At 63.0% G+C, this 14293-nt stretch carries 14 protein-coding genes; 6 read left to right on the top strand and 8 right to left on the bottom strand.

Annotated features, from left to right (window positions below):
* The first annotated feature begins 12 nt into the window (after positions 1 to 12).
* Positions 13 to 1425 (top strand): cytochrome-c peroxidase, encoded by a 1413-nt coding sequence (locus JYK05_RS21340; protein WP_206470466.1) that lies wholly within the window; start codon positions 13 to 15, stop codon positions 1423 to 1425.
* A 12-nt stretch (positions 1426 to 1437) separates the two neighbouring features.
* Here the strand turns inward: JYK05_RS21340 and JYK05_RS21335 are convergent, their stop codons facing one another.
* Positions 1438 to 1923: an SLATT domain-containing protein gene (locus JYK05_RS21335; RefSeq protein ID WP_206470465.1), complete on the bottom strand. Its 486-nt coding sequence runs from the start codon at positions 1921 to 1923 to the stop codon at positions 1438 to 1440.
* Between the two features lie 233 nt (positions 1924 to 2156).
* Between JYK05_RS21335 and JYK05_RS21330 the strand changes: the two genes are divergently transcribed.
* Positions 2157 to 3284: a YbdK family carboxylate-amine ligase gene (locus JYK05_RS21330; RefSeq protein WP_206470464.1), complete on the top strand. Its 1128-nt coding sequence runs from the start codon at positions 2157 to 2159 to the stop codon at positions 3282 to 3284.
* A gap of 17 nt (positions 3285 to 3301) precedes the next feature.
* On the opposite strand, the gene JYK05_RS21325 is transcribed toward JYK05_RS21330, so the two are convergent.
* The 3 genes from JYK05_RS21325 to JYK05_RS21315 form a co-directional block, all read right to left on the bottom strand.
* Positions 3302 to 3700, bottom strand: a complete 399-nt coding sequence (locus JYK05_RS21325; RefSeq protein ID WP_206470463.1) for a RidA family protein — start codon at positions 3698 to 3700, stop codon at positions 3302 to 3304.
* A 17-nt stretch (positions 3701 to 3717) separates the two neighbouring features.
* Entirely contained in the window at positions 3718 to 4542 is an 825-nt protein-coding gene (locus JYK05_RS21320) for an oxaloacetate decarboxylase (RefSeq protein WP_206470462.1), read from the bottom strand.
* Between the two features lie 88 nt (positions 4543 to 4630).
* Complete coding sequence (locus JYK05_RS21315; protein ID WP_175943526.1) at positions 4631 to 5524, bottom strand: LysR family transcriptional regulator; 894 nt, start codon at positions 5522 to 5524, stop codon at positions 4631 to 4633.
* Positions 5525 to 5617: 93 nt separating this feature from the next.
* On the opposite strand from JYK05_RS21315, the gene JYK05_RS21310 reads away from it, so the two are divergent.
* From JYK05_RS21310 to JYK05_RS21295, 4 genes are all read left to right on the top strand, one after another.
* A complete protein-coding gene (locus tag JYK05_RS21310) occupies positions 5618 to 6583 on the top strand; it encodes an NAD-dependent epimerase/dehydratase family protein (RefSeq protein WP_206470461.1) in 966 nt (321 codons plus the stop codon).
* Between the two features lie 90 nt (positions 6584 to 6673).
* The gene (locus JYK05_RS21305; protein ID WP_206470512.1) at positions 6674 to 7075 is read left to right on the top strand and encodes a hypothetical protein; all 402 of its coding nucleotides are present in this window, start codon (positions 6674 to 6676) and stop codon (positions 7073 to 7075) included.
* A 148-nt stretch (positions 7076 to 7223) separates the two neighbouring features.
* Positions 7224 to 7901: an H-NS family nucleoid-associated regulatory protein gene (locus tag JYK05_RS21300; RefSeq protein WP_206470460.1), complete on the top strand. Its 678-nt coding sequence runs from the start codon at positions 7224 to 7226 to the stop codon at positions 7899 to 7901.
* Between the two features lie 433 nt (positions 7902 to 8334).
* A complete protein-coding gene (locus JYK05_RS21295; RefSeq protein WP_206470459.1) occupies positions 8335 to 10077 on the top strand; it encodes a tannase/feruloyl esterase family alpha/beta hydrolase in 1743 nt (580 codons plus the stop codon).
* Between the two features lie 105 nt (positions 10078 to 10182).
* Here JYK05_RS21295 and JYK05_RS21290 read toward each other — a convergent pair whose 3' ends face one another.
* The 4 genes from JYK05_RS21290 to JYK05_RS21275 all read right to left on the bottom strand — a co-directional run bounded on the left by JYK05_RS21290 (position 10183) and on the right by JYK05_RS21275 (position 14247).
* Positions 10183 to 10980, bottom strand: a complete 798-nt coding sequence (locus JYK05_RS21290) for an ATP-binding cassette domain-containing protein (protein WP_206470458.1) — start codon at positions 10978 to 10980, stop codon at positions 10183 to 10185.
* On the bottom strand, positions 10980 to 11990 hold the full coding sequence (locus tag JYK05_RS21285; protein WP_206470457.1) for an ABC transporter permease: 1011 nt from the start codon (positions 11988 to 11990) through the stop codon (positions 10980 to 10982). The genes JYK05_RS21290 and JYK05_RS21285 overlap by 1 nt, the downstream gene beginning before the upstream one ends.
* Positions 11990 to 13099 carry a sugar ABC transporter substrate-binding protein gene (locus JYK05_RS21280; protein WP_175943513.1) on the bottom strand — a complete coding sequence of 370 codons (1110 nt, stop codon included), beginning with the start codon at positions 13097 to 13099 and terminating at the stop codon, positions 11990 to 11992. Before JYK05_RS21280 ends, JYK05_RS21285 begins: the two co-directional genes overlap by 1 nt.
* Before the next feature lie 395 nt (positions 13100 to 13494).
* Positions 13495 to 14247, bottom strand: a complete 753-nt coding sequence (locus tag JYK05_RS21275; protein WP_206470456.1) for a FadR/GntR family transcriptional regulator — start codon at positions 14245 to 14247, stop codon at positions 13495 to 13497.
* Positions 14248 to 14293 lie beyond the last annotated feature (46 nt).

The following is a 14293-nucleotide window of genomic DNA, read 5'->3' as shown; positions in this document are numbered from 1 at the left end:
ATTCTTCAGTTCATGTCCACTACCGTCGATCCGGCTCTCGGCCAGTCCAGTGATCTACCGAACCGGAAGCGCCGCGCGCTTCGCGTGGCCGCTCTGCTCATCGTCGCGGCGGGCGCGTTCGGCGCGTATGCCGTCGTCGCGCCGTCGCGCGTGCCCGCGGCTATCGGCGATATCGTCGAGAATCTGACCGGCGCGAACGCGCATCCTGTCGTGTTGCAACGTCCGCCGACGGTGCAGCTGAGCGCCGTCGCGCAACTCGGCAAGCGCATCTTCTTCGACCGCGGTCTTTCGGCGTCGGGCCAGCAGTCGTGCGCCTCGTGCCACGATCCGGCGCATGCGTTCGGCCCGCCGAACGATCTCGCCGTGCAACAGGGCGGGCCGCATCTGACGCTGCCGGGATACCGGCCGCCGCCGTCGCTCATGTATCTGTATCGGCAGCCGGCATTCAGCATCGGCCCCGATCAGGGCGATGCCGACGAAGCGCCGGATCTCGCGAAACTCGCCGCGCAGGCGAACGGCACGACGCGCGCGCAGAAAAGCGCGGGCGTGGCGCCCGCCGCCCCGGCGATGGTGCCGCAAGGCGGCCTCTTCTGGGACGGCCGCGCGGATACGTTGCAGGCGCAAGCGAGCGGGCCGATGGTCAACCCGGTCGAAATGGCGAACGCGAGCCTCGTGCAAGTCGCGGACAAGCTCGCGCATACGTCGTACAAGGGGGACTTCGAGAAGCTCTTCGGGCCGCGCATTTTCGATAGCGGCGATCTGGCGGTATCCGAGGCGATGTTCGCCGTGGCCCGTTATCAGGTGGAAGAGCAGGCGTTTCATCCGTACACGAGCAAATACGACTACTGGCTCGAAGGCAAGGCGCGGCTGACGCAGGCGGAACTGCACGGACTGCGCCTCTTCAACGATCCGGACAAGGCGAATTGCGCGGGCTGTCATGTGTCGAAGCCGAGCCCCGACGGTCTGCCGCCGATGTTCACCGACTTCCAATACGAATCGCTGGGCGTGCCACGCAACAACGCGCTCGCGATCAATCGCGATCCGACGTTTTACGACATGGGCGTGTGCGGCCCGTTCCGCGAAGACCTGCGCGAACAGACGCAGTATTGCGGCATGTTCCTCACGCCCACGCTGCGCAACGTCGCGACGCGGCACGCGTTCTTTCATAACGGCATCTATCGTTCACTGGACGACGTGATGGCGTTCTATAACGAGCGCAACACCGCGCCGCAAAAGTTCTATCCGAAGGACGCCAAGGGCGAGGTGCGCAAGTACGACGACTTGCCGCCGCAATTCCACGCGAACGTGGACGACAAGGACGCGCCGTTCGATCGCAAGCCCGGCGATACGCCCGCGATGACGCAAGAGGATATCCACGATATCGTCGCGTTTCTGCACACGCTGAACGATGGGTACAAGCCTTGAACAGCGCGGTCGCTAAGGGGTTCGCATCACACGCCCCGGCACATGCGGCGCGTTTTGCGCGATGTCGTCGAGCTCGTCGCGCACGACGTCGATGCTGAACATCGCTTCTTCGCGCGCACCGTCGACGTGAATGGTCTCGAGTCGCCGGCGCACCGCGCCATAGCGCGCGCCGGCTTTGCGATGCAACTCCGCGCGCTCGCTATAGCGCAGAAACGTCTGCAATGAGGCGAGCACCGCAGCGCTCATGCTCGTGAGTCCGACGACCACGCGCAATCCCGGCGACACGGCCAGCGTCACGAGCGACACGAACGCCGATGTGCCTGTAAGCGCGGTGATGGCGATGACCGCTAGCCCAAGGTGCCGCGCGCAGGCACTCAGGCGGTCGGCCATCGCATAGTGACGTATTTGCGCTTCGCGGGCGCGTCTTATCCAGGTGAGAACGAGCGATTCGGGGTCGTGCGGCGGGTCGTAGGGCGGGTGCTTAATAGTAGTGGGCATGTTCAAAAAGCATTGAGATCTTGATAGTGAATATGCCTGCTGAATAAGACACACCGTGTCTCGGACAAAGAGGCTGGCACCGCAACGCCTTTCTTATCGAAACTCTGTGCGCATTACGATCGATCGTTCGATTTCAATCCGAACGGGACGCATGCCGTCTCATCGCCAAGCCCTGCTCGTCGCGTAGAATGAACTCGCCGCTTCGTCTCGTCTCCCGCGAAACAGGACACTCCATGCTCCAGCCATTTGCATCGTCAGAGCCTTTTACGATTGGAGTCGAACTGGAAGTTCAGGTCGTGAATACGCACGACTACAACCTGACGAAGGCGACGACGGAACTCCTGAATCGCGTGAGAGAAGAGCGCTTCGAGGGCGCGATCAATCCGGAAACGACCGAAGGCATGATCGAGTTGTCGACGGGCATCTGCAAGAACTACGATCAGGCGAAAAGCGAATTGCAGGTGCTTCGCGATACGCTCGTTCGGGCAGGCGACTTTCTCAATGTCGGCGTGTGCGGCGGCGGAACGAATTTCTTCCAGAACTGGTACGACCAGCGTTCCGACGGACGCGAGCGCTCGGAATATCTGATGGGGCTTTATGGCGCGCTCTATCAGCAATTCACGATTTTCGGTCAGCACGTGCATGTCGGCTGCCCAGACCCCGACTCGGCACTCGTTCTGTTGCATTCGCTTTCGCGTTACGTGCCGCATTTCATTGCGCTCGCCGCGTCTTCTCCGTTCGTGCAGGGCAGCGACACGCAGTTTCAATGCGCCCGCCTGAATTCCGTCGCGCCGTTTCCATTGTCAGGACAAGCGCCTTTCGTGACGAAATGGAGTGAGTTCGAAGCGTACTTCGAGCGCATGACGCACACGGGTCTCGTCAAAAGCCTGAAAGACTTCTATTGGGACATTCGTCCGAGTCCGGGATACGGGACCATCGAAGTGCGCGTGATGGATACGCCGCTGCGCGTCGAATGGGCCGCGGCCATTGCCGGGTATATTCAGTCGCTCGCGCGCTATCTGCTGACCGATTTGCCTCTGCGCCTGACCGAGCGCGACTATGAAGTCTATCGGGCGAACCGGTTCATGGCGTGCCGCTTCGGACTGGATGGCGTATGCGTGAATCCGGAGACAGGAAATCGTCGCCCGCTTCGCGAAGACATTCTCGCCACGCTCGACGCCATCGCGCCGCACGGCCACGCGCTCGCCGCTGATGAAGCGCTCGACGCGATCAGGCGCACCGTGACGCAGGGAATGACCGATGCGATGTGGCTGCGCCGCATCTACGGCGCGCACGATTCGCTGCACGAAGTCGTGCGCCAGCAATGCCGCGTTTGGCGCGGCGCGCAGACGCCGGAATGATCGCGGCTCTTGCTGGCCTACCGTGACACCGCCGCCACGCAGTCGATCTCGATGTCGAAGCGTCCCGGCCACGCGGGCACATTCACGAAGATGCGCGCCGGCGGCTCATGCCCGAAGAAGCGCGCATAGACTTCATTCACGACGGAAAACATCTCCACCGACGTGCAGTAGACAGTGCACTTCAACACCTGATCGAGCGACGATCCCGCCGTCTCCACGCATAGCTTCAATTGCTCCAGCACGCGTTGCGTCTGTTGCTCGATAGGCGCATCGAGCACGTCGCCGGTCTCGGGATCGAAGGGCGGAAGACCGGAGACATACACGGTGTCGCGATGACGCGTGACGACCGATACCGGCGCCTTCCTTCGTTCGAGCCAACTGGAAAGCGGTTCCACGCGAATGATTTCACGAGCCATGACGGGCTCCTTCGAAGTCACGCGTTGCCTGAGAACAGCGCGTTGAGTTGGGCGCCGGATGCCGCGCCTTCGAAGCCGTCGAAGCGTCCGTCGGCAAGCGTCGCGGCCGCGCGCATGAAACCGCCCCACGCGGCCCGCGCCAGCGCGCCGCCGACGCTCACGCGCCGCACGCCGAGCGCGGCGAGATCGCTCAGCGTGAAGGCCGACGGTCCGCCGATGAGCACGTTGACGGGTTTGGGCGCGACGGCGGCGACCACGGCCTCGATTTGCTCGCGAGTGTGGATGCCGGGCGCGTAGAGGCAGTCGGCGCCTGCTGCCGCGTAGGCCGTGAGGCGCGCGAGCGTGTCGCTCAGATCGGGCGTTCCGGCAAAGAAGTTTTCCGCGCGGCCGATCAAGAGCGTGTTGCCGCCATTCGCATCGATGGCGCGGCGGGCCGCTTGCAGTCGCGCGACGGCGACGTCGAGCGGAAAGAGCGGCGCGGATGCGTCGCCGGTGGAATCTTCGATCGACAAGCCGGCCACGCCGGTCGCGACCGCCAGCTCGACGCTTGCGGCAACGTCGGCCGGCGTCGCGCCGAAGCCGTTCTCGAAGTCGGCGTTCACGGGCAGATCGGTGGCGTCCACCATCGCGCGCAAATGCGCGAGGACGAGATCGCGCGTGACGTGATTGTCGGCGTGTCCAGTGGACCAGGCAAAGCCGGAACTCGTCGTCGCGAGCGCCTGAAAGCCGAGGCTCGCGAGATAACGCGCGCTGCCCGCGTCCCAAGGGTTCGGCAACATGAAGCAACCCGACTCATGCAATGCGCGAAAGGCCGCGCGTTTCTCTGCGACGCTGCGTGACATGACGTTCTCCGATGGTTGATGCTTCTGCCGACGATTGTCTCACCGGCCCGCGCCGAGTCGTTTCACGCGCGCCCGAAGCATGGCTGCATCACCGTACATAGTCCAGAAGCCCTTGCACGAGCGCATCGAAGGTCGCGCGGCAAGGCGGCGACGCGCGCAGGTCCTCGTGCATGGTCACCCACGTTTCCAGTTGTAGCGCGACGAGCTTGGGCAGCACGCGGACGAGCGCCGCGTCGCGGCGGGCGAGCGGCACCTGACACACGCCGATGCCCGCGCCCGCGCGGATCAGCGCGAATTGCGCGACATCGCTGTCGGTGCGTAGCGAAAGCGCGCCGCGCGAGTAGCCGGGAAAGGCCTTGCTCGCCTCGCGGACAAAGGCCGTCCATTGATCGTAGCCGATGATCGCGTGTTTCCACAGCGCCGCCGCGTTCCTGGGCGTGCCATGCATCGCAAGATAGTCACGATGCGCATGCAGCCCGAGTTCGATGCTGCCGATACGCCGCGCGACGAGTTGCGTCTGCTTCGGCCGCACCATGCGCACGGCGATATCGGCTTCGCGCCTGAGCAGGTCCTGCACGCGATTGGACAGCACCAGTTCTACGACGAGATGCGGATTCCGTTGCCGCAGCGCGGCGATGATGGGCGGCAGTACTTCGACGCCCACCACATCGCTCGCCGATACGCGCACCACGCCTCGCACGTCGCCGCCATTGCCGTGACCACTGGCTGCGCGTTCCAGCGATAGAGCCGTGCTCTGCATCGCCTCCGCATGAACGCGCAGGGCGAGCGCGACGTCCGTCGGCTGCAAGCCGGTTTGCGAACGCGTGAAGAGGCTCACGTTCAACGCCCGTTCGAGCGCCTCGATGTGACGGCCAGCGGTCGGCTGCGTGATGCCCAATGCGCGCGCCGCCGCCGACAGCGACCCTTCCTGAAGCACCGCTAATAGCGTGCGATACAGTTCCCATCCTATGTTGTCGGCCATGCAAATTTGTATATCCGCTCTACGTAGTTAGGCAATTCTATTGCAGCCGTGTCTCGCGCAGAATCATCCAATCGACATAACAAGGAGCGTGGCATGACTCGGAAAACGGCTTTGGTGCTTGGCGCAACCGGCGGCATCGGCGGCGAGGTTGCGCGGCAGTTGCGCGATGCAGGCTGGCACGTGCGCGGCTTGCGGCGTTCCGCTGCGGCAAGCGAGCAGACGGACGGCATCGAATGGATGCACGGCAATGCGATGAATCGCGCCGACGTGACGCGCGCGGCGAAGGGAGCGACGGTCATCGTGCATGCGGTGAACCCGCCCGGCTACCGGCGCTGGGCCGATCTCGTGCTGCCGATGCTCGACAACACGATCGCGGCAGCGAAGACCGAGCGCGCGACGATCGTGCTGCCGGGCACGGTGTACAACTTCGGACCGGACGCGTTTCCCGTTATCGCCGAAGATGCGCCGCAACATCCGCTCACGAAGAAAGGCGCGATTCGCGTGGAGATGGAAGCGCGGCTCGAACGTGCAAGCCGCGACGGCGTGCAGACGTTGATTGTGCGCGCGGGCGATTTCTTCGGGCCGAAAGCGGGTAACAACTGGTTCTCGCAAGGGCTCGTCAAGCCGGGAAAGCCGGTCGAAAAGATCGTCTATCCGGGGACGGCCGGTGTCGGACACGCATGGTCGTATCTGCCGGACGTGGCGCGCACCATGGTCGAACTGCTCGAGCGCCGCGATACGCTGGATCGTTTCGCGCGCTTTCATATGGGCGGCCACTGGGATGAGGACGGCACGCAATTCGCCGCAGCCATTCAGCGCGTGATCGCGCGACAGACCGGGCGAGCGCCTGCGATCGGCGCCTTTCCGTGGTGGCTGCTGACGCTTGCATCGCCATTCAACGTGACCTTTCGCGAAATGCGCGAAATGCGTTATTTATGGCGAACGCCGGTGCGCATGATCAACACACGGCTGCTCGATGCGCTCGGTCATGAGCCGCATACGCCGCTCGACGATGCAATCAAAGCGACGCTTCTGGGTCTGGGCTGCGTTGAGTCTTGAACGAGAGGCGTAAGCAGACAGGGATTGCGCATAGCCGCTCGTCGTCGTAACGTGAGTCATCCGGCGTCGCGATTGCCGAGGGCAATGATCATGTCAACCGAGTGGAAGCGTCGCGTCCGATTGTTCGTGCAGCGTTTCTGGCAGCCGACGAGTGCATGCATGACCTGCATGCCGGGTAGCTGGAGCAATGTGATGAGTCTCGCGCACTGGACTATCGCATTCAAAACCGGTCTCCTGACCGGATTGCTCGCGGTGCTGCTGACTTTCACGCCGGCGACGAAACTCTATGGAAATCGATATGGCAATGCGTTGCTGGTCGGCCTGCTGACTGCGTTAGGCGACGCGTATTCACACGCAAGTCATTACTCCAATCCGTACGTCGAACATATTCTGACGGGCGTGGTATCAGGAATCTTCGCGCTCATCGCTTCATTTCTATTCGAGGATCGCGCTCGCCGCATTCGTGACATTTGGGCGCGTATCTTCGGCTAGCGTGCGTTTAGCCGCTTAATTCGCCCCGCAAAAATCGTCAAATTGCGTTTGATTCGATCGATGTCGGCCATTGTGTCACGCGATGAATGTGTTTCGCAGGCAACGCATATGGCATAGTGCGGGCATTGCAATCGAAAAGGGGAGTCCTATGGCAACGCTCAAAGACATTCAGACGAAGATAGCCAAGCTACAGGCGCAAGCCGAAGCAATAGCGAAGAAAGAGTCGGCCGGCGTGATCGCCCGAATTCATTCGTTGATGGATGAATATGGTTTGACTGTCGACGACTTGCGTGCGGACGCTGCCGGCAAGAACACTAGTACGAAACGCGGCGCGAGCACCGGGTCGCAGAAAGGCGGCGCGTCGAATGCGAAATATCGCGATCCGAAGACCGGGGCGACATGGAGCGGTCACGGCCGCGCGCCCGGATGGATTGCAAACGCGAAGAACCGCAACAGGTTCCTCATCGACGCTGGCGCGAGCACGGCCTCGTCCGCCGATGCGAAGTCGGCAAAGCCTCTCGGCAATTACGTACGCGGCAAGCAGCCCGCGAAGTATCGCGATCCGAGGTCAGGCGCGGAATGGAGTGGCCGAGGCAAGGCGCCGGCGTGGCTCGCGTCCGCGAAAGACAGGACCAAATTTCTGATCGATGCAACAGCGGCGAACGGCGCGTCAGAGAGAAAGACCGCAACCAAAAAAGCCGCAACGAAAAAGGCCGCGACCAAAAAAACGGCGACAAAGAAGGCTGCAAAGAAGGCTTCCGCCAAGCGCGCTTCGGTCTCAGAGGCCGCGCAGAATGGCAGCGCGAATGCAGCTGAAGCCAGTTAAGTCACGCAAGCGCCGGTTCGTCATGTCAATGACTCCGGCGCATCTTTAAGCACGGCAAAGAAGCGTGCTACTCGCTCGCCTTCGATGGCGAGCGATGAATCATCGGCTCAATTCGCCAACCCATGCGAGCGCAAGGGACGCATACGGCCTTCCGCCAATCGCAAAGTCAATCCAAAGCAAACGCGGGTCGATGAGCCATTCATCGACGAGGTAAAGCCTACCTTCGCAACTCTCTCCTATTTCCGCCGAAGCAGTAAGTCTTATTGAATTGATTGCCATCCCACGCGTTGGTACACGCCCCGCTTGACTTCCATCGCGCCGCCGTCAACGATTCTTACGCGGACGCAAAAAAGCGCACCGCACGACGCGGCACGACAAAGCCGTTCACAAGAGCCGTTCACGAGAGCGATTCAATTGCCAGGAGGAAGGAGACATGCCCGAAGCATTCTGCAGGCCTCGCATTATTCGATACGTCAACAAGGCAGCGGTGGCGGCTGCACCGTTTGCCGCGCTGGCGCTTGCCGCGTGTCATGGCGGAAACGACGATAACAATAACGGCACGCCGCCGACCGCTGCGCTCAGTTGTGCGCAACTCGCGGGAATGAGCGTGCCTGCGAACGCGATCGGGTTGCCGACGACGGGCGCGACCGTCGCGGCCGCCGCGATCGTGCCCGCTTCGGGAACGGGCGTCGCGGCGACGCCCGAGTATTGCCTCGTGAGCGGATCGATTGCGCCCGTCGATCAGACCGCGCCGAAGATCAACTTCCAGGTCGCGATGCCGACGCAGTGGAACAGCAAGGCGATGATGTTCGGCGGTGGCGGCTACGATGGCACCGTACCGGCCGTGACGGGCAACGTCCCGGCCGGCCCGACGACACAGCCCGCGCCGCTCGCTCGCGGCTATGCGGTATTCGCGAGCGATTCGGGCCATCAGGCCGGCGCGCTCGGCAGCCGCGACGGTTCGTTCGGCACCAACGACGAAGCCGTCGCGAACTTCTCCGGCGATGCGCTCAAGAAGACGCGCGATGCAGCGGTCTATCTGATCGGCAAGCGTTATGCGGTGGACAAGCCCAAGCGCGCCTACTTCGCCGGCGGCTCGTCCGGCGGACGCGAGGCGCTGGCGGTCGTGCAGCGTTGGCCGCAAGACTGGGACGGCTCCATCGTCCTATATCCGGCATGGAATGCGGCGAGCCTCGACCTGCAATTCGGCCGCATCACGCGCGCACTCGCGCAGCCGGGCGCGTATCCGAATCAGGCGAAGCGCAAGGTGCTGCTCAATGCCGCGGTGTCCGCCTGCGATGCGCTCGACGGCGTGGCCGACGGTCTCATCAGCAACGTGGCCGCCTGCAATGCGAGCTTCGATCCGGCGACCGCGACGGTGAACGGCACGCCGCTCAGATGCGCAAACGGCGCGGACACGGGCGACACCTGCCTCTCCGATGCGCAGATCGCGGCGCTGAAGGTGTACGCGACGCCGATCACATTCAACTATCAGCTCGGCAGCGGAGAGACGCAGTATCCCGGCTTCAACGTGTGGGGCGCGGACCTGGGCGTCGTGAATGCATCGGCGGTGCAGCCGACCGTCATCGCCCTCGCCTTGAATCTGCTGCAGCCGGCGAGCCCGATGCCTGCCACCGCGCCTTACTTCAGCGTCTTCTGGGACCAGTGGATTCGCTACTTCGTGGCGCGCGATCCGAGCGTCAACTCGCTCACGGTCGATCCGCAAAACCCGGGCGCGTATCAGGCACGCATCAGCGCGCTGACGGCCGAGCAGGACGTGAACAAGACGGACCTGTCCGCGTTCAATGCGAAGGGCGGCAAGATCCTGATGGCGCACGGCATGGCCGATGCACTGGTGAGCACGCAGGCCACCGAGCAGTATTACCAGCGTTTGCGTCAGACGATGGGCGCGTCCACGGTCAGCAATTTCGTGCGCTATTATGAGATTCCGGGCTACGGGCACTCGACCAGCAGCATCTTCAACGCGGGATGGGACTCGCTGACGACGCTCGAGAACTGGGTCGAGAAGGGCGTGACGCCGCCTGCGCAAGTGGTCGCGGACAAGACCGGCGTGCCGGGCCGCACGCGCCCGCTGTGCGAGTACCCGACCTTCCCGCGCTATAACGGTTCGGGCGATGTGAACGTCGCGTCGAGCTTCACGTGCGCGGCGCAGTAATGGCGTGTTGATGGCCGGTGCCGCGGGCTTGCATCATGCTCGCGGCATCGGTTTTATCGGCGGGGCGGGGAAGTTGAGTAACGCTCGGGCATCGGCCAAGCGCGTTCAATGCGCGGTGGCCGCGCGCATCGCGCGATATTCACGCCGCACGATATCCATCAGCTCGGCCACCGACGTATTCGCGCTGCGCTGCTCATACGTGACGCGCCCGCGCTGCATCAACATGATGCGATCCGCGATGTCGAGCGTCTGCGCGTAGTTGTGCATGATCATGATGATCGACAGCCCGCCTTTCTCCTTCAGCCGCAGCACGAGGTCGATGATGAGTCCCGCTTCGCGCGCGCCCATCGCGGCGAGCGGTTCGTCGAGCAGCAGAATGCGCGCGTTCGAATTGACGGCGCGGGCCACGGCGATCGCCTGACGCTGACCGCCCGACAGACGCTCCACCGGCAAATCGACGGACGGCACATGCACGCCGATATCATCGAGACATTGCGCCGCGCGCTCGCGCATCTGCTTGTGATCCACGAGCCGCATGAGACTGAGCGGCCCGCGCCGCACGATCTCGCGGTTCAGAAACATGTTGTGGTAGATGCTGAGCGAATTGGCGAGCGCGAGGTCCTGATACACGCATTCGATGCCGAGCGAGCGCGCATGATCGACGGAACGGATCAGCGTTTCCTCTCCGTGCACGTGCAGCGTGCCGCTCGTCTGCTGATGAAAGCCCGTAAGAATCTTGACGAGCGTGGACTTGCCCGCGCCGTTGTCGCCGAGCACGCCGAGAATTTCGCCCTTGCCGAGCGTAAGCGAGACGCCGTCGAGCGCGGTCACCGCGCCGAAGCGTTTCACGAGGTTGTCGCCGCGCAAGGCCAGATCGGGCGCGGCGGTCTGCGCTTCAGCCATTACCGTGCTCCCTTGCGGCGAATGCGCCCGACGTGAATGTTGAAGATCATCGCGGCGAGAATCGCGGCGCCGAGAATGATGTTGAACGTGAACGCGTTGATGCCGATGAGCGTGAAGCCGTCGTTCAGAATGCCGAGCACCGCCGCGCCGATCACGCCGCCGACGATCGTGCCCGAGCCGCCCGTCAGCGGCGTGCCGCCGATCACGGCAGCCGCGACCGCGAGGAACATGATCTGATTGCCGCCCGCCTGCGGATCGATCGACGTGATGCGAAAGCCTTCGAGTATGCCCGTAAGGCCCGCGAGCACCGCCGCGAGTACGAAGTTACCCAGACGCAGCCGGTTCACGAGAATGCCCGCTTCGCCCGCGCCGAGCGGGTTCGCGCCCGCCGCCTGCGTATGCAGGCCCCAGCGGGTGTGCCGCAACAGCACATGCATGATGATCGCGAGCCCGACCGTCCAGATGATCTCGCTGTAGCCCCACGCGCCCATGACGGCGGCGAACTCCGGCGAGCCGGGCGTCGCGACCGGCGTGCCGCGCGACACCGTGAGCGTGATGCCGTTGATGAGGAACAGCGTGCCGAGCGTCGTGACGAAGGAGGGCAGGCGCAGATACACGGTCACCGCGCCGTTCACGAAGCCGATGATGGCCGCCGCGACGAGGCCCGCGATAACCGCAAGCCACATCGGCGCGCCGGCATCGTTGGCGAAGACCATCATGAACGGCGCGAACGCGAACACCATGCCCGCCGACAGATCGATATCGCCGCCGATCATCAGCATGATCTCGCCCAGCGCGATGATCGCCACCGGCGCGATGAACTGCGACAGGTTGACGAGACTCGCGTTGGAGAGCAGGAAGTCGTGATTGACGATCTGAAAGTACGCGGCGAGCAGCACCGCGACGAGCAGTATCCGCAACTCGGGCGCCCATTGGGCGAAGAGCGCGCCGCGCGGTCTCGCGACCGGCGCGGCGCCGTGTGTTTTGCCCGGCTCGTTCAGCGTATTCATCAGGACTTGATCGCGCCGCTCATCGGAACGATTTGCGGCTTGGTGGTCTTGCCTTCATAACGCGTCGACGTATTCAGGTACGGCTCGACGGTCGCCTTGGTCACGAACTTGAGACCCGTGTTGATGTTCGCCGGTCCGACGAGTCCGCCCGACGCGAGGAACGTGAACGCTTCCACCACGGTATAGAAGCCCTGCACATACGGCTGCTGGTCGATGGTGAAATCGAGGAAGCCTTCGTGAATCAGCTGGACGGTTTGCGGCAACAGGTCGAAGCCGCCGCCATGCACGCCCTTCGACGGCAGGTTCGATTCCTTCATTACTTGCGCGACGCCTTGCGTGCTGCCTGCATCGACGGCGAACATGCCTTTGAGGTTCTGGTGTCCCAGATAGAACGACTTGATCTTGGACAGTTCTTCGTTGACCGTCGCGCCCGTCGCCACGGTCTGAATGTCGATCTTCTTGCCGGACTTCTTGATGGCGTCGCTCGCGCCGTCCAGACGCGGCTGAATGTTCAACTGACCCGGCGTCGAGATGAAAAGCGCCACCATGCCGCTATCGACGAGACTCGCAATGCGCTCGCCCATCTGATAACCGGAGAGATACAGCTCCTGCCCGATATACGCGAGACGCGGACTCGTCTTGCCGCGCGGTGCGTCGGCGTTATAGGCGAACACCGGAATGCCGGCATCGAGCGCGGCCTGTATCGGCTTGTCGAAGGCAGTCGGATCGACGATCGGCACGGCGATGGCATCGGCTTTCGCGGCGATCGCGGAGTTCACCGCGCGCACCATTTCGCCGGCATCGGACGTGGCGGAGCCGGTCCACTGATAGTCCATGCCGAAGAGCGAGCATGCGTCCTGTATGCCGTATTGCGTCGGCACGAAAAACGGATTCGTGGTGACGTGATTGACGAACACGATCTTCCACTTCTTGTGCTGCGGAAATGCGGATTCGGCAGCCTGAGCGCTCGAAATGAGTCCGCCGGCGCCCGTGACGCCGCCCAGCAGCGAGAGCGCCGCGCCGAGCCCCGCGCCCTGCATCAGGCCGCGCCGCGCGGTGCTGATGCCGTTGTTATCGTCTTTCGTCTTGTCGTCCCGGTTCTGCGTCATGTCCACCTCCGTTTCTTGATCGATGCGAGTCGACGTGTCGTCGATTGCGTCCAGATAATGGGTGATCGCTTGCTAATCACTTCAGAGCGGCTTTCACATTGGAAAGACGTCGATGATGATTTTCTTTCGATGCGTTTCGATGAAGCTGTGAAGGCTTATTTATTCGCGTCTTGGCGCTCAGAAACGGGAATCGCGGCGGGCATGACGCACTGAATCGCGCGGTTGTCTCATATTCTGGTTTATGCAGCGCACAGGCGGGAAAAAGAACAGAGCCACTATATGCAGGTATTTTCGGCGCTTCGATTAGAGCTTTCCCGATGAAACGCACGCACGGACTCATGCGGTGAATGAGTCCGCGAAAAGCGTGGCGATGCGGGCGGCGGCGAGGACCTGCGCTAACGTCCGAAAAGGTTCTCGCGAATCTGAAGCAGGTGCGCGGTCAGTAGCTCGCAAGCCAGCTCGGCGTCGCGATCCCGAAGCGCATCGACGATGGCGCGGTGTTGCGCCTCGTACTGACTGCGACGCTCGGGCGTGAGCGACTTGCGCTTCAGGCGTCCCCATTCGCCTTGCTCGCGCACTTCGTTCGTCAATTCCAGCACGCGCAGAAAGAAGCTGTTATGCGTCGCCACCGCGAACGCGCGATGCAACTCGCCATCCCAGTGTTCGAATTCTTCGATGCTTGCCGCCGCTTCCGAACGCTCGATGCACTCGGTCATGTGCGTGAAGTCGGCGACCGTCGCATAGCGCACGATCAAGCCGGGCATCAGCGGTTCGATCAAAAGCCGCGCTTCCATCAGTTCGGCAGGGCTCGTCTGCACGACGCCGTTCTTTGGCTCCGCTTGCGGCTCGGGCGGCGTTAGCGGCGTTAGCGGCGTTAGCGGTGCCACGGGGCTTGCCGACATCCCGCCCGGCATCACGAACGTGCCGCTGCCGACTGCCTGGCGAATGAGCCCGCGTTCCTTGAGATCCGCGAGCACCCGGCGCACCGCGCCGCGCGACGCGCCGAACTCTTCGCTCAACTCGCGCTCCGGCGGTAGACGCACGCCCACGCCCAGCCGGCCGCTGCGAATCGCCTCTTCGAGATAGTGGGCGAGTTCGCGCGCTCCTTTGGACCTGACTGTCAGCCTGATTTCGTCGACGCTGCTCATGACTTTTCCTGCTCATCCTAATAGACCAATTGGTATCGATGATTGG

The sequence above is a fragment of the Caballeronia sp. M1242 genome (assembly GCF_017220215.1).
In the GTDB taxonomy this organism is placed as follows: Bacteria; Pseudomonadota; Gammaproteobacteria; order Burkholderiales; family Burkholderiaceae; genus Caballeronia.
The sequence above is the reverse complement of the archived record's forward strand: the minus strand, read 5'-3'. Positions and strand labels throughout refer to the sequence as shown.

Coding starts and splice junctions, on each gene's coding strand:
- JYK05_RS21275 (WP_206470456.1), bottom strand. CDS start 14,247: ATGAGCAGCGTCGACGAAATCAGGCTGACAGTCAGGTCCAAAGGAGCG.
- JYK05_RS21325 (WP_206470463.1), bottom strand. CDS start 3,700: ATGGCTCGTGAAATCATTCGCGTGGAACCGCTTTCCAGTTGGCTCGAA.
- JYK05_RS21340 (WP_206470466.1), top strand. CDS start 13: ATGTCCACTACCGTCGATCCGGCTCTCGGCCAGTCCAGTGATCTACCG.
- JYK05_RS21310 (WP_206470461.1), top strand. CDS start 5,618: ATGACTCGGAAAACGGCTTTGGTGCTTGGCGCAACCGGCGGCATCGGC.
- JYK05_RS21295 (WP_206470459.1), top strand. CDS start 8,335: ATGCCCGAAGCATTCTGCAGGCCTCGCATTATTCGATACGTCAACAAG.
- JYK05_RS21320 (WP_206470462.1), bottom strand. CDS start 4,542: ATGTCACGCAGCGTCGCAGAGAAACGCGCGGCCTTTCGCGCATTGCAT.
- JYK05_RS21335 (WP_206470465.1), bottom strand. CDS start 1,923: ATGCCCACTACTATTAAGCACCCGCCCTACGACCCGCCGCACGACCCC.
- JYK05_RS21315 (WP_175943526.1), bottom strand. CDS start 5,524: ATGGCCGACAACATAGGATGGGAACTGTATCGCACGCTATTAGCGGTG.
- JYK05_RS21285 (WP_206470457.1), bottom strand. CDS start 11,990: ATGAATACGCTGAACGAGCCGGGCAAAACACACGGCGCCGCGCCGGTC.
- JYK05_RS21330 (WP_206470464.1), top strand. CDS start 2,157: ATGCTCCAGCCATTTGCATCGTCAGAGCCTTTTACGATTGGAGTCGAA.
- JYK05_RS21305 (WP_206470512.1), top strand. CDS start 6,674: ATGTCAACCGAGTGGAAGCGTCGCGTCCGATTGTTCGTGCAGCGTTTC.
- JYK05_RS21280 (WP_175943513.1), bottom strand. CDS start 13,099: ATGACGCAGAACCGGGACGACAAGACGAAAGACGATAACAACGGCATC.
- JYK05_RS21290 (WP_206470458.1), bottom strand. CDS start 10,980: ATGGCTGAAGCGCAGACCGCCGCGCCCGATCTGGCCTTGCGCGGCGAC.
- JYK05_RS21300 (WP_206470460.1), top strand. CDS start 7,224: ATGGCAACGCTCAAAGACATTCAGACGAAGATAGCCAAGCTACAGGCG.